The organism is Amycolatopsis sp. NPDC034160 (assembly GCF_055575355.1).
Genome location: NZ_JBVISU010000014.1, coordinates 82,245 through 94,934 on the forward strand (window position 1 = coordinate 82,245; position 12,690 = coordinate 94,934).

The following is a 12,690-nucleotide window of genomic DNA, read 5'->3' on the forward strand; positions in this document are numbered from 1 at the left end:
GGGGATGGGGGCCTTCACGCGCTTTCCGAGGCTTCACCGAACGCGTCCGGGGCGGTACCCTGAGTCGCGCACCCGACGGGACGGGGGTGGCCGGCTCGTGACTTCCCAGGCGACCTTCCGGCAGATCCTCGCGGTCGGCGAACTGCGGGCGATCTGGTTCGCGGAACTCCAGTCGATCCTCGGCGACCAGGTGGCCAGGGTCGCCCTGTCGGTATTGGTGTTCCAGCGGACCCAGTCGGCGACCTGGCCCGCGCTGACCTACGCGCTCACCTATCTGCCCGACTTGATCGGCGGACCACTGCTCGGCGGGCTGGCCGACCGGTTCCCCCGGCGCGCGGTGATGGTCTGCTCCGACGTCGTTCGGGCGATCCTGGTCGCCGTACTCGCGATCCCCGGGATCCCGTTGCCCGCGCTCGCCGCCGTACTCGTGGTGGTGCAGCTGGCCAACGCGCCGTTCACCGCCGCGCAGGCCGCCGTCCTGCCGTCGGTGCTGAGCGGCGACCAGTACGTCCTCGGCCAGTCGCTGCTGAAGATGACCAACCAGATCGGCCAGCTCGCCGGATTCGCCCTGGGCGGCGCGGTGATCGCCGCGGTCGGGACCAGCCGGGGGCTCGCCATCGACGCGGTGACGTTCGGCGTCTCGGCCATCGTGCTGCGGCTCGGTGTCCGCGCCCGAGCCGCTTCGGGAGCCGGTGGACCGGCGACGTCGACGGTGCGACGACTGTCCGCCGGTGCCCGCACGATCTGGCGTGACCGGCGGTTGCGCGCGCTGGTCGGCCTGGCGTGGCTGGCGGGATTCGTGATCGTGCCGGAAGGCCTGGCCGTGCCCTACGCCGCGGAGATCGGCGGCGGGGCGGTGACGGCGGGGCTGCTGCTCGCGGCGCATCCAGCCGGGATCGTGCTCGGCGTGTTCGTCCTCGGCCGTCTGGTGCGGCCCGAACGACGCCTGCGGCTGGTCGGGACGCTGGCACTCGGGGCGATCGTGCCACTGGCGGCGTTCTGGTTCCGGCCCTCGCTCCCCTACGCCGCCGGACTGCTCGTGCTGTCCGGGATGTGCGCGGCCTACCAGGTCACCGCCAGTACCACGTTCATGCGGTTGGTCCCCGACACCGAACGAGGCCAGGCCTTCGGCCTCGCCGGGTCGGGACTCATCGCCGTGCAGGGAATCGGGCTGATCGCCGGCGGCCTGCTCGTCGGCGTACTCGGTTCACCCGCGACGACGGTCTCGGTCATCGCACTCGCCGGTCTCGTAGTGGCTGTTCCGGCCACCCGGGCTTGGCGCCACGTGGCCCCTCTTCACCCCCTTTGACCGGAACCGGGTAATCACCAGTTCTGCCCGCGCATGGAGCTCACCCCCTCCGTTTCCCCGATCCGGTCACGCGTGGTGCACCCACGCCTACCCATACAGCGTAGTGACACCTAGTATCCAACCGATTACGTTCGTCTCCGTGGCGCTAACGAATTGGGCGCTGTGGCGGCTACCCGACCGCGGCTTGATCGGCTTCGTCCTCCTGGTGGACGTCGCGGCGATCACCGGATCGGTCTGGACTTTTCTCCGCGCACCGGTCACCCCCGGCGACGCGGTCCCCTTCGCGGTCCTGCTCGCCAGCGTCGTGCTGTACACGGAGTTGTCGCGGCCGGTGGAACGGGTCCGGGAACGGTTCGCGGGCACGCCGCACATCTCACTCGACAGCGTCTGGACCTTCGCCGCCGTACTGCTGCTGCATCCCGGGCTCGCCGCGCTGGTCATCGCCGTGTCGTTCTTCTACCGCTGGTTCCGCGGTCAACCCAACCCGCTGTTCCGGCGCACGTTCTCCATGTCGGCGACCGTGCTTTCGGGCTTCGCGGCCTCCGCCTTCCTCACCCGGTACGCCGTGCCGTTCGACGTCCTCCCCCGCGACGTCCGGTCGTTCGGGGTGGTGGTCGCGGCCGGCGGGGTGTTCCTGCTGGTGAACACCGTGCTGATGACCATCGCGGTGTACTACGGCACCCCGCACGACAGGCTGCGTGACGCGGTGGCGAAACCGTTCGAGTACGCGCTCGAAGCGGCGACGATCGCGCTCGGCGTCGTCGTGGCGTGGGCACTGCGGGACTGGCCGGTGGTCCTGCTGCTGATCATCGGGATCACGCTGGTGCTGCATCGCGGCGTGCTGCTGCGGCAACTGAAACGACAGGCACGCAGTGACGCCAAGACCGGACTGCTCAACGCCAAGGCATGGCGCGACGCCGCCGCCGACGAACTCGACCGCGCGCGGCGCGCGGGACGGCACACCAGCCTGCTGATGCTCGACGTCGACCGGTTCAAATTGATCAACGACCGGCACGGGCATCTGGTCGGCGACCGGTATCTCGCCGCCATCGCGGAAACGCTGCGCGCCGAGGTGCGCGCCACGGATCTGGTGGGGCGGTTCGGCGGAGAGGAGTTCGTCGTCCTGCTGCCCGGCACGGCCGCCGTGCACGCGCACGCGATCGCGGAGCGGATCCGGTCGAGCATCGCGAACCGGGGCGACCTGCCGGAGCACGTCACCGTGTCGATCGGCCTCGCCGACCGGCCGGGCGTGACCGACCTCGACGCCCTGATCGCCGTCGCGGACCGGGCGCTTTACGAGGCGAAGAACACCGGACGGAACCGGACGTCCGGTTACCAGGTGACCGGCTGACCCCCTCCCCGCCCGCGTTTAGTCCTCTAAATGCGGTAGTTGCGCGGGCAAGGACCGCATTTAGAGGACTAAACGCATATCAGGGCAGGCCGGGGAAGGACTTCTCGAGGGCGCAGGCGGACAGCGCGGTCAAGGGCGCCTCCTCCGGTCGAGCCTGACGCCCCGAAGGGACGGACGGCACGGCACCAGGCGTCACTACTACGGTGTGGGCATGGGGAATTTCGTGCTGCTCGACGCGCCGTCCAATCTCGGACTGCGTCCACCGGCCGAAGGAGTGGTCCCGGGCTGCTACAAGGCACCGGGCGCCTTGCGTGACCATGGTTTGCTCACCCGTTTGGACGCAACCGACGGTGGCGTGGTCACCCCGCCGCGTTATCTGCCCGACTGGTCGCCGGACAGCGGCGTCCGGAACGCCGCCGGGATCGCGGACTACACGGCCGCCCTCGCCGGTCGCCTCGCGAAGATCCGCGCGGACGGCGGCTTCCCGGTGGTACTCGGCGGCGATTGTTCGATCGCGCTCGCCGCCATGCTCACTTTGCGCCGCGAAGGTCGCTTCGGCATCGTCTACTTCGACGGGCACGACGACTTCCGCCACCTCGGCAACTCCGGGCAGGTCTCGTCCGTCGGCGGTGAAGCGCTCGCCGTCGTGACCGGCCGCGGCGCTCCGGAACTGGCCGATGTGGACGGTTTGGCGCCCTATGTCCGCGACGAGGACGTCCTCGTGGTCGGCGTGCGCGAAGAGGAGTCCACCGAAGCCCGCGAGGCCGGGCTTCGCACGATCACCAGCCAAGAGATCATGGCTCGCGGAACCGACGGCGCGCTCGCGGCCGCACGCGAGATTTTCGCACCGCTGGACGGTTTCTGGATCCACATCGACATCGACACCCACGACCCGGAGTATGTGTCCGCTGTGGACAGTCCCGATCCCGGCGGGCTCAGCCCCGACAAGCTCGTCGAGCTTCTTCGCGGTCTCCTCGCGATCCCTGGCGCCGCCGGGCTGGAGCTGACCATCTTCGATCCCGACCTCGACCCCGACGGCACGCAGGCCGCACTGGTGGCCGACTCGCTCGTCCGCGCTTTGGAAGGAACCCGATGACCGAAGTGACCGTCGCCGACGGCTCGTTCGACGCCCCGCTCTGGCTGCCCGAATCGGGCTCCGGCCCCGGACTGGTCCTGATCCAGGAGATCTTCGGGCTCGACGACTACTTGAAGTCCGTCGCCGCCGATCTGGCCGCGCTCGGCTACGTCGTCACCGTGCCCGAACTGTTCTGGCGGATCGCCCCCGGCTGGTCGGCCACCCACGACGAAGCCGGTGTTTCCGCCTCGATGGAGGTCTCCGGCAAGCTCGACCCGGCGCGCGCGGTGACCGACGTGCTCGCGACGCTGGCGATGCTGCGGTCACTGCCCGAAACCGGCGGCCGCGCGGGCGTCTTCGGCTTCTGCCTCGGCGGTTCGATGGCCTACGCGGCCGCCGCCGAGGGCGACCCGGACGTCGCCGTGTCGTACTACGGGTCCCGGATTCCCGAGCAGCTCGCGCTTCTGGACGAGATCACCTGCCCGATCCAGTTCCAGTTCGGCGGCGCGGATCCCTACATCCCCGTCGAGGGTGTCCGGAAGCTGGCCGACGCGGTGGCTTCGCACGACGGCGCGGAGATCCACATCCACGAGGGTGCCGGGCACGCGTTCCACAACCATGTGGCGCCGATGTTCCACCAGCCCGAGCCCGCCGCGGCGGCTTGGGCGCTGACGCTGGAGTTCCTGCAGCGGACCTACCCTGCGTAAGCCTCCCCCGATCGGGTGATATATCCCTGACGTCTCGCTCCCCGGCCGCGAGGGCTCGGACCCATGATGACCGGGGTGCGGATTTCGGGATTACCATCGCGGCCTCCACGCGACGCGACGGACGTTCAAATCTTCCCCACGTCAGCCCTCGGCGGGGGGCACATCCTCAAGAGGTGGCATCGGGCCCCCGAACGCCCCGCCCCGGAGAAACCTCGACCGTCGAGCCGAGGTATGAAACCGGCGAAGAACGCTCATCGCCGCCGAATCCGGCCGTTCTCTTCAAATCGGAACCACCGAGATCCCCTTTCCGGCACTGTTCTTTTTTTCGAAACCGAGCCCATCGGCATTTGACGGCAATCGGGAGTCAAGCCGAAAAATCTCTCATACCGAACGCATTGATCACTGCGCGCGGACCCGCCGCCACAAATCGGCGAAGCGTGTAAAACTCGAATCAATCCCCACTCGAGCCGGCAGGCGGAGTGGGGTCGGTTGAACAGTCGGGTGAGGTGAAGGCATGAAGTTCCGATTCGCGATGGAAGCTCGTTGTATCGATTTTCCCGTTCTGCCGACGCGCTGGTGGATCACCATCATCGTGGTGATCTTCCTGGTGCCGGGGTATAAAGGGAGCGAGCTGATCACGCTGCTGCACCGCTGAGCGGCGAAACGAGAAAGGGCGATCACGGGCCACCGTGATCGCCCTTTCGTGTTCACCGGCTCAGCACCCGGCGATATCGGGAGAAGTCGGACTCGTTTGCCGAAAGCACCGGTACGCCGTCACTTTCGACCCAGGCGTGGAATCGATACGGGTCTTCCGCGACACCCATCACCCAGGTCAGCCGTCGCCGCGACAAGGCGGCCGTGAACACGGCGGCCAGCGACTGCTCGAGGCACGCGACCCGGCCGGGGAACAGCCCTGCGGCCTTCTCGACCATGTACACCATCGCCGCCGCTTCTTCCGTGCTCGCCACCGCGGTGCCGCGGGAACGCAGGGCGGAAGTGATCGACAGGGTCCAGCGGAACGGCAGGCTCAGTACCACCAAGGCCAAGGCCAGTGCCGCCACCGCGCGCAGCCGATAGCGGCCGTCGTCCGACCGGGCGATGATCGGCGTGCGGGCCTCCCCCGTCTCCGTGTTCATCGCCGCTTCGAAGACGACCAGATCGCGATCGGCCAGCCGCTTGATCATTTCCCCCGCGTCGCGGCGAACGCGGTCTTCGGCCACCGTCGGATAGCGCTCGCCGACCGCGCGGACCGCCGTTTCGAGTCCACCGGCACGCAGTTCCCGGCACATCAGGGCGGCGGTGGGATTGAGCGCGTACCAGCGACCGGTGCGCAGATTCAACAGCACGCCGCCTTCGTGCCCGGCACCTTCGAGATGGATCACCTTCGAAGTCCCCGTCATGCCTCACCTCCATCGAGCCCTCGCAGCCACAGATCCGCGGCGAGCAACCGGTTGAGCGCGGGAAAGGGGGCGTGCAGCCCGGCGGCCGCACGCGACAAGCTCTGCTTCACCTTGCCCGGTTCGATCAGTCCGAGGTCCGCCAGTCTCGTACCGGACAGCCTGGCATCGAGTTCCGCCGAGGCCAGGCGGACCCCTTGGTAGTCCTCCCCGGTGTAATCGCCCTTGGTGGTACGGGAAAGCACCTCACCGGGGACGACGCCGGCGAGTGCGCGGCCGAGCAAGGGTTTGCGGATCATCGGATCGGCTCGCCGGTAGGAGGGAATGGTGAGGCAGGCCCGGATGACGTCGTTGTCCAGGAACGGCGCCTGCGGCCAGACCCCGAACGGCCGCGCGCGTTCGTCGAGCTGGCGCTGGACCGCCCCGGAGAGCCGGACCTCCGTGACCGCCGCGCGATCGCCGATGCCCGCCTCCTCGGGCGGACTGAGCTCGCCGGCGCCGTCACGCACCAGTTCGGCCAGCCGCTTCCGCATGGACGCGGTCAGCCAGGTGGCCTCCGCGCCGAGGTCAGGCCACCACGCGATCGCGTCCAGCCACTGGATCTGCCGGTCGGCGGGATGCTCGAACCGGCCGGCCAGCAGCCGGAGCGCCCGGCCGAGCGAGGTCACCGAAAGTTCCGCGGACCGCGCCATCACCCGCGCGGACGCGACCCGGCGCTGCTTGGCCAGCTGCCGGCATTCCCGCCCCAGCCGCCGCAGCTCGCCCTGACGCGCCAGATCCCCCAGATAGCCCGGCGCCGCCACCAGCAGCGCGTCCGCGCCCTCGCCACCGAGATGCACACCGCCGCCCGCGGCCGCGACGTGCCGCAACCGCAGCCGTGTCCGGACTTGGGTGACCGCACCGGGATCGGGCAGGTCGGTGGCGGTCGCCGTCTCGAGTCCTTGGTAGGAAAGCGATTCAGGGGTGCCGGTGACGACCGTCGGCTCGAGCCGCCGGTCGAAACGCAGATAGCGCTTCGCGTGGAGCAGATCGTCGGCGGGGGCGTCCGGATGGTGATAGGTGAACACCGGCAACGCCTGGTCCCGGCGGCGCGCGGCCAGGAAGGCCAGTGAGGTCGAATCGAGGCCGCCGCTGAAATCGGCGGTCAACGGCTGGTCGGCACGGGCGTCGACGGCGTTCTCGAGTGCGGTGCGCAACGCCTGCGCGGCGTCGAGAGACGAGCGGTTCCGGTCCGGCGCGAGGGTTTCGTAGGTCCACGTCCGGCATCCGCCGTCGCGGCGGACGCGCAGTGCCTGGCCGCCCGCGAGCCTGCCGAGTCCGCGGTAGACGGAACGGGCCTCGGTCGGGAGGGGTACGCCGGGGCAGAACATGTCCGCGGCCATGGTGAGGACGTCCGGTTCCAACGGGAGGCCCGCGGCGCGCGCGGTGGCTCTCGCCCGGGTGCCGAGCACGGTCCGCGCCGGGGTCGTGTGGAAATACAGCGGATACTGTCCGGCGAGATCGACGAACGCCGTGACGTCTTCGGGCCGGACCACCACCGCCAGGTAGCTGCCCGGCCACCTGGTGACCTCGGCGAGCCGGTCACCTTCGAGTGCGCGCCGAAAGTCCTCGCGGACGACCGAGTCGGTTTCGAAACACTGGCCGACCAGTGCCAGCATGCCGCCCGGGCACCGCACGGTACGCAGCTCGCGGTGCCGCCAGGCACCGAAAGCCGTCCACGACGTCTCCCCTGGCCACACCGGTTCCGCGCCGCCTACGGTGGGCGCCGGGCCGGGGAAGGCCCCCAGCAGGCCCGGTATGCCGGTCGTCACAGGGGGTCACCAGTAGTACTGCGAATTGGAGTCGGCACTCCCGCTGGAAGAACTGCCCAGGGTCAGCTCCCGCACGTGCCCGAGGTCGAACAGCAACGGCGGCTCGTAGTCGACCGCGCCGGCAGGTGGCTCCGCGACCGCGGCGGCGGGGCCGCCCGCGGGCGACGGATTAGGCACGGGAAGCAGGTTCATGGTCAGCACCTTCGAGTCCGGGTATCTCCTGATCGCCAGGAGGAAACGCATCCCCGGTTACGAAATCGCCGAGGAAGGCAGAATCGTAACGGGACTCAATTGTGCGACTGTGGCGCCCCCTCGGGAAGACTTACGGAAAACGCCGGTGCTATCGAGCCACCGAGAAGAAGGCGACTTGCTGTCTCGCAAAAATCACACGTCCGAGTGAGCCGCCTTAATTGACAACCCCGCCGTATATATTCTAACGAAAGATACGAGAACCCCGCGGCACTTCGTTCAATTCGAAACCACACCGCCGGGAGCCCCGTCACCGGGATGATCCTGTTGCCGGGCACGCAACCCCAGGATGAGCGCGCCGTGCGCCTCGGCGAGCGAGTCCAGCCCACTGATGCGCAGCTCGAACCGATCGGGATCGGTGACCGTACCGCCGAGGGCGTAGCGCTCCAGTTCCTGGCGACAGGGGTCGAGGACGAGCTCCTGTGCGCCCGCCAGTTCCCCGCCGAGCACCACGAGACGGGGATTCACCAGGTTGCACAGCTGGGCGAGCGCGAAGCCCAGCGTCCGGCCGGCATCGCCGATGATCCGGCGGCAAGCCGCGTCGCCCTGCTGCGCCAACCCGATCAGCAGGCCCAGATTGTCGGGCGGGCGGTAGTCCCGCCGTCCGGCCCGGCGCACCTGACCGGTCAGCGCTTCGGCACCGACCAACGTGTCCAGGCAGCCACGGCCGCCGCACAGGCACACCTGGCCGTCGCGGTCGATGGTCAGATGCCCGATCTCGCCCGCCATCCCCCGTTCACCGCGGAGCAGTTTGTCGCCGATCATGATCCCGGCGCCGACCCCCGTCGACGCCTTGATGTACACCACCGTTTCCAGGGGTCTCTCCAGGCCGTAGGTCTGCTCGGCCATGGCGCCGAGGTTGGCGTCGTTGTCCACCGCGACCCGGACGCCGAGCAGTTCCCGCAAACTGGCGGCCGGGTCGTCGGTGTCGGTCCACGGCGGCAGGACCGGAGTGGTGAAGCGACCGTTGCGCGGGTCGATCATCCTGGGCACGGCCAGCCCCGCCGAGACGACGTCGTCCAGTTCCTGCCCGGTCGACCGCACCGCGGCGCGGATCATGCTTTCCAGCTGGGGGAGCAATCGGGAGAACCCGCGGTTGGCGCCCTCGATCTCGATCTGGGCCTCGACCGTGTCGAACGCCCGGTCGACCGGGCGAGCGATCACCGCGACCCGGCGGAAACCCAGGTCGATCCCCAGCGCGACGCCCCTGGTCTCGGGCAGGCGAACGACACTCCCCTTGCGCCCCGGCTCGACCTCGACGATGCGCTCTTCCACGAGATCGGCGACGGCGGTGGAGACGGAGGCGCCGGAGATACCCAGCCGCTGAGCCAGGCGGGACTGTTGATCCGCCTTGATCATTATCTCGATGATCAGCTTCCGGCGATTCTGCTCCTTCGTTCCGCTCGTCGGGCCGAGCAGTTCTCGCGCCTCAAGCATCGAACCCCTCTTCCCCGTCGCGCGACCCAAAAATCAAGCCGAAGCAAGGCACGCTAACAGAGTCAGCTTCAAGTTTAAGGAGACGGCTCTTAACGATTCACGCCACCTTGTGAAACCCGCTTGATCACCCGGTCTCGCGAGCTGAGTGATCAAGAAGAAAAGTTCCTACTTTAGTCGCAGGGAGGCGAAAGTCTGCGCGTTTTGAACACAACCCGAATGGCTCAATCAACCCCCGGATTTGCCTCAAGTAACCGATTGTCGATCAATTCCGCGTCGAACTCGTTCTCCGGGCGCCGCCCCCGAGGCGTGAGCGGTGCCCCCTGCCACGCCCCGTCCAGGCCGGCCGTCCTGGTCCGAGCCGACGGAATATGTCGGTACCTCGCGGTAGTTTCCCCAGCATGGCCACATTGGTGAGTTTTCACGCCCACCCCGACGACGAGTGCATCGTCGCGGGCGGCGTCATGCGCAAGGCCTTCGAGGAAGGCCACCGTGTCGTGCTCGTCGTCGCGACGAGGGGAGAGGTCGGCGAGGTGCCGGACGGTTTCCTCGATGACGGAGAGGAGTTGTGGCAGCGCCGCGTCCAAGAGACGCACGCTTCGGCCGAGGTACTGGGGGCCAAGCGCGTGGAGTTCCTGGGGTACACCGATTCCGGCATGATGGGCGAGCCGCGCAACGACGAGCCGGGCACGTTCTGGCAGGCCGACGTCGAGGAGGCCGCGCAGCGGCTGGCCGCGATCCTGCGCGAAGAGCAGGCCGACGTCCTGACCATCTACGACGACAACGGCGGCTACGGGCATCCGGACCACATCCAGGTGCACCGCGTCGGCAAGCGCGCGGCCGAACTGGCGGGGACGCCGCGGGTCTACGAGGCCACGAGCAACAGTGACGAAATGCGCCGCGGCATGGAGGAGGCGGTGCGGACCGGGCAGATGAAGGCCGAGGACCTTCCCGATTTCGAAGACGGTGCCGAGTTCGGCAAGCCGGAAGCGATCCTGACGGCGAGGGTCGACGTCACCGAGTACCTGCCGTACAAGCGGGCGGCGATGCGCGCGCACGCCAGCCAGATCAGCGAGGACTCCTTCTTCCTCGCGATGCCCGACGAGGGTTTCGCGCAGGCGTTCGGTGTCGAGTGGTTCATCCGCGAAGGGCAGGGACCGGGCATCACCGAGACCGATCTCATGGCCGGCCTCTGACCGATGGGAATGTACGGCGCTTATCTCCGGGTCACGGCCGAGGAACTCCGTGAGCTGAGCGAGAAACCCGAGCGGTACTGGGAGTACGCCGACGACGCCCGGGACACCGAACGGGCGGCGGACATCGACAAGGCCTGGCACGCGCTGTGGTACCTGATCGACAAGGCCGGATTCGAAGTCGACTTCGTGCTGGGCGGGGCGCTGCTGGGGGAAGCCGACAGCGACGGGCCGCCGCGGTACTTCACCGCGGCCGAAGTCGAGACGATCTCGGCGGAGTTGTCCCGAACAGGGTTCGAGCAACTCTCCAGCGGCGTCACACTCACGGAACTCGACGCCAACGAAATCTACCCGCGGTTCTGGGACGACCCCGACGCGCTGGACTACGTCCGGACGGGCTACGACGACCTCGTGACCTTCTTCGCGCGTGCCGCGAAGGCCGGTGACCGGGTGGTCACCGTCATCACCTGAGCACGCGATTCGGCACCTGCTCGCGCGCGAAGCGGGTGCCGAATCGCGGCGGGCGGGGGTGTCAGGCCGTCGCGGCGGTGACGTCGAGTTCGACGAGCTGCCCTGGGTAGCCGAGCTGCGCGACGCCGAGCAGGGTGCTCGCGGTCGTGAAGGCCTCGCCGATCTCCGACTCGACGAACCGGTCCCATACGGCCGAAAGCACGTCGGCGTCCGGCGTCACCACGTAGATCACCGTGCGCACGACGTCGGCCGGGGTCGCCTTGGCGAAGGCGAGCGCGGCGGCGGTGTTCGCGACGACCTGGTCGACCTGGGCAAGCACGTCGCCCTCGACGACCTTGCCGTCTTCGGCGAGCGGGCACTGGCCGGCGAGGTGGACGTCCCGCCGCCCCTCGACGATGGTCACGTGGTGGTAGGTGGGCGTGGGATGCAGACCGGGCGGATGGTGGCGTTCAATGGTCACGAACCGCATCCTCACCGAACCGGTCTCGGCCGGCCAACTGGATTTCCGGGGGACCTCGCCATGCGCAGGACGATCGACTGGACCGGCGACGCGGTCACCATCATCGACCAGACGGCGCTGCCCGCCGAGTACCGTGTGCTCGAATTGCGCACGGTCGGTGAACTCGTCGACGCCATCAAACGGCTCGCTGTTCGAGGCGCGCCGGCGCTCGGCGCGGCCGGTGCGCTCGGGGTCGTGCTCGCGACTCGCACCAGAGGGGACGTCGAGGCCGAGGCGGACCGCGTCGCCCAGGCCCGGCCGACCGCGGTCAACCTGAGCTGGGGCGTCGCCCGCGCGCTCGCGAAGCTCCCCGAAGGGCCGGAAGCCGTTCTCGCCGAAGCACTGGCGATCCTCGACGAGGACGAGCGGATCAACCACGAGGCGTCCCGGCTGGCGGCCGAGGTGGTACTCGAACACTGTGAGCGGCGGCCGTTACGGCTGCTCAGCCACTGCAACGCCGGCCGTCTCGCGACGGTCGGCTGGGGCAGCGCGCTCGGCGTCGTCTGGCATCTGCAGGCTCGCAACCTGGTCGAATCCGTTCTGGTCGACGAAACCCGGCCGTTGCTGCAGGGTGCTCGCCTGACCGCCTGGGAACTGGCCGAAGCCGGTGTGCCGTACCGGATCCAGCCCGACGGCGCGGCCGCCGCCGCGATGAGCCGCGGCCTGGTCGACTGCGTACTCGTCGGCGCCGACCGGATCGCCGCCAACGGCGACGTCGCCAACAAGATCGGCACCTACGGCCTGGCGATCGCGGCGAAACACCACGGCGTCCCGTTCGTGGTCGTCGCCCCTTCGTCCACTGTGGACACCGCGATGCCCGACGGCGCCGGGATCGTGATCGAGGAACGCGATCCCGGCGAGGTCTTGACCTTCGGTGGCACGAAGGTCGCGCCCGAAGACACGGAGGTGTTCAACCCGGCCTTCGACGTGACACCGTTCGAACTGGTCACCGCGGTGGTCACCGAGCAGGGTGTGCTGCGCCCGTGACCGAGCGGTGTCCGCAGGCTGTTCGCGATGGTCGTCCTGCCCACGACCGGTGGCGCACTGCCCGAGTCGGCCAGTGTCCCGTCGGCGGCGAAGATGCTGCAACGGTGGGGGTCTCCCCGCCCTGTCCTGCGTGAGGGTGTGGGTCCAGTGGGTCGTGGGGGGGGGGGGGTGGTTTCGCCCCAAACGACCCCCCCCCCCCCCCCCAAG

At 68.9% G+C, this 12,690-nt stretch carries 13 protein-coding genes; 8 read left to right on the forward strand and 5 right to left on the reverse strand.

Annotated features, from left to right (window positions below; all coding sequences use genetic code 11):
* Nucleotides 1–97: 97 nt before the first annotated feature.
* From ACZ54P_RS25830 to ACZ54P_RS25850, 5 genes are all read left to right on the forward strand, one after another.
* Nucleotides 98–1,309, forward strand: coding sequence for an MFS transporter (locus ACZ54P_RS25830; RefSeq protein WP_465464138.1), 1,212 nt, complete (start codon nt 98–100; stop codon nt 1,307–1,309).
* Between the two features lie 139 nt (nt 1,310–1,448).
* A complete protein-coding gene (locus tag ACZ54P_RS25835) occupies nt 1,449–2,660 on the forward strand; it encodes a GGDEF domain-containing protein (RefSeq protein WP_465464139.1) in 1,212 nt (403 codons plus the stop codon).
* A gap of 211 nt (nt 2,661–2,871) precedes the next feature.
* Nucleotides 2,872–3,756, forward strand: coding sequence for an arginase family protein (locus ACZ54P_RS25840; protein WP_465464140.1), 885 nt, complete (start codon nt 2,872–2,874; stop codon nt 3,754–3,756).
* Nucleotides 3,753–4,442 carry a dienelactone hydrolase family protein gene (locus tag ACZ54P_RS25845; RefSeq protein ID WP_465464141.1) on the forward strand — a complete coding sequence of 230 codons (690 nt, stop codon included), beginning with the start codon at nt 3,753–3,755 and terminating at the stop codon, nt 4,440–4,442. The genes ACZ54P_RS25840 and ACZ54P_RS25845 overlap by 4 nt, the downstream gene beginning before the upstream one ends.
* A gap of 514 nt (nt 4,443–4,956) precedes the next feature.
* Nucleotides 4,957–5,097 (forward strand): hypothetical protein, encoded by a 141-nt coding sequence (locus ACZ54P_RS25850; protein WP_465464142.1) that lies wholly within the window; start codon nt 4,957–4,959, stop codon nt 5,095–5,097.
* Between the two features lie 52 nt (nt 5,098–5,149).
* Here the strand turns inward: ACZ54P_RS25850 and ACZ54P_RS25855 are convergent, their stop codons facing one another.
* The 4 genes from ACZ54P_RS25855 to ACZ54P_RS25870 all read right to left on the reverse strand — a co-directional run bounded on the left by ACZ54P_RS25855 (nt 5,150) and on the right by ACZ54P_RS25870 (nt 9,336).
* A complete protein-coding gene (locus tag ACZ54P_RS25855) occupies nt 5,150–5,842 on the reverse strand; it encodes a lasso peptide biosynthesis B2 protein (protein WP_465464143.1) in 693 nt (230 codons plus the stop codon).
* Entirely contained in the window at nt 5,839–7,650 is a 1,812-nt protein-coding gene (locus tag ACZ54P_RS25860) for an albusnodin/ikarugamycin family macrolactam cyclase (protein ID WP_465464144.1), read from the reverse strand. Before ACZ54P_RS25860 ends, ACZ54P_RS25855 begins: the two co-directional genes overlap by 4 nt.
* Before the next feature lie 6 nt (nt 7,651–7,656).
* A complete protein-coding gene (locus ACZ54P_RS25865; RefSeq protein WP_465464145.1) occupies nt 7,657–7,842 on the reverse strand; it encodes a lasso RiPP family leader peptide-containing protein in 186 nt (61 codons plus the stop codon).
* 276 nt (nt 7,843–8,118) lie between these two features.
* Nucleotides 8,119–9,336 (reverse strand): ROK family protein, encoded by a 1,218-nt coding sequence (locus ACZ54P_RS25870; RefSeq protein ID WP_465464146.1) that lies wholly within the window; start codon nt 9,334–9,336, stop codon nt 8,119–8,121.
* 398 nt (nt 9,337–9,734) lie between these two features.
* Here ACZ54P_RS25870 and ACZ54P_RS25875 point away from each other — a divergent pair, with 398 nt between their 5' ends.
* A complete protein-coding gene (locus tag ACZ54P_RS25875; RefSeq protein WP_465464147.1) occupies nt 9,735–10,529 on the forward strand; it encodes a PIG-L family deacetylase in 795 nt (264 codons plus the stop codon).
* Nucleotides 10,530–10,532: 3 nt separating this feature from the next.
* Complete coding sequence (locus ACZ54P_RS25880) at nt 10,533–10,997, forward strand: YfbM family protein (RefSeq protein ID WP_465464148.1); 465 nt, start codon at nt 10,533–10,535, stop codon at nt 10,995–10,997.
* A gap of 61 nt (nt 10,998–11,058) precedes the next feature.
* Here the strand turns inward: ACZ54P_RS25880 and ACZ54P_RS25885 are convergent, their stop codons facing one another.
* Nucleotides 11,059–11,457 carry a RidA family protein gene (locus tag ACZ54P_RS25885; RefSeq protein ID WP_037346722.1) on the reverse strand — a complete coding sequence of 133 codons (399 nt, stop codon included), beginning with the start codon at nt 11,455–11,457 and terminating at the stop codon, nt 11,059–11,061.
* 60 nt (nt 11,458–11,517) lie between these two features.
* On the opposite strand from ACZ54P_RS25885, the gene mtnA reads away from it, so the two are divergent.
* Nucleotides 11,518–12,483, forward strand: coding sequence for an S-methyl-5-thioribose-1-phosphate isomerase (gene mtnA / locus ACZ54P_RS25890; protein WP_465464149.1), 966 nt, complete (start codon nt 11,518–11,520; stop codon nt 12,481–12,483).
* The last annotated feature ends 207 nt before the right edge of the window (nt 12,484–12,690 follow it).

Bases quoted from the DNA above. Each gene is read 5' to 3' on its own strand.
- ACZ54P_RS25845 (WP_465464141.1), top strand. From the start codon at position 3,753: ATGACCGAAGTGACCGTCGCCGACGGCTCGTTCGACGCCCCGCTCTGG.
- ACZ54P_RS25870 (WP_465464146.1), bottom strand. From the start codon at position 9,336: ATGCTTGAGGCGCGAGAACTGCTCGGCCCGACGAGCGGAACGAAGGAG.
- mtnA (WP_465464149.1), top strand. From the start codon at position 11,518: ATGCGCAGGACGATCGACTGGACCGGCGACGCGGTCACCATCATCGAC.
- ACZ54P_RS25855 (WP_465464143.1), bottom strand. From the start codon at position 5,842: ATGACGGGGACTTCGAAGGTGATCCATCTCGAAGGTGCCGGGCACGAA.
- ACZ54P_RS25850 (WP_465464142.1), top strand. From the start codon at position 4,957: ATGAAGTTCCGATTCGCGATGGAAGCTCGTTGTATCGATTTTCCCGTT.
- ACZ54P_RS25865 (WP_465464145.1), bottom strand. From the start codon at position 7,842: ATGAACCTGCTTCCCGTGCCTAATCCGTCGCCCGCGGGCGGCCCCGCC.
- ACZ54P_RS25880 (WP_465464148.1), top strand. From the start codon at position 10,533: ATGGGAATGTACGGCGCTTATCTCCGGGTCACGGCCGAGGAACTCCGT.
- ACZ54P_RS25840 (WP_465464140.1), top strand. From the start codon at position 2,872: ATGGGGAATTTCGTGCTGCTCGACGCGCCGTCCAATCTCGGACTGCGT.
- ACZ54P_RS25875 (WP_465464147.1), top strand. From the start codon at position 9,735: ATGGCCACATTGGTGAGTTTTCACGCCCACCCCGACGACGAGTGCATC.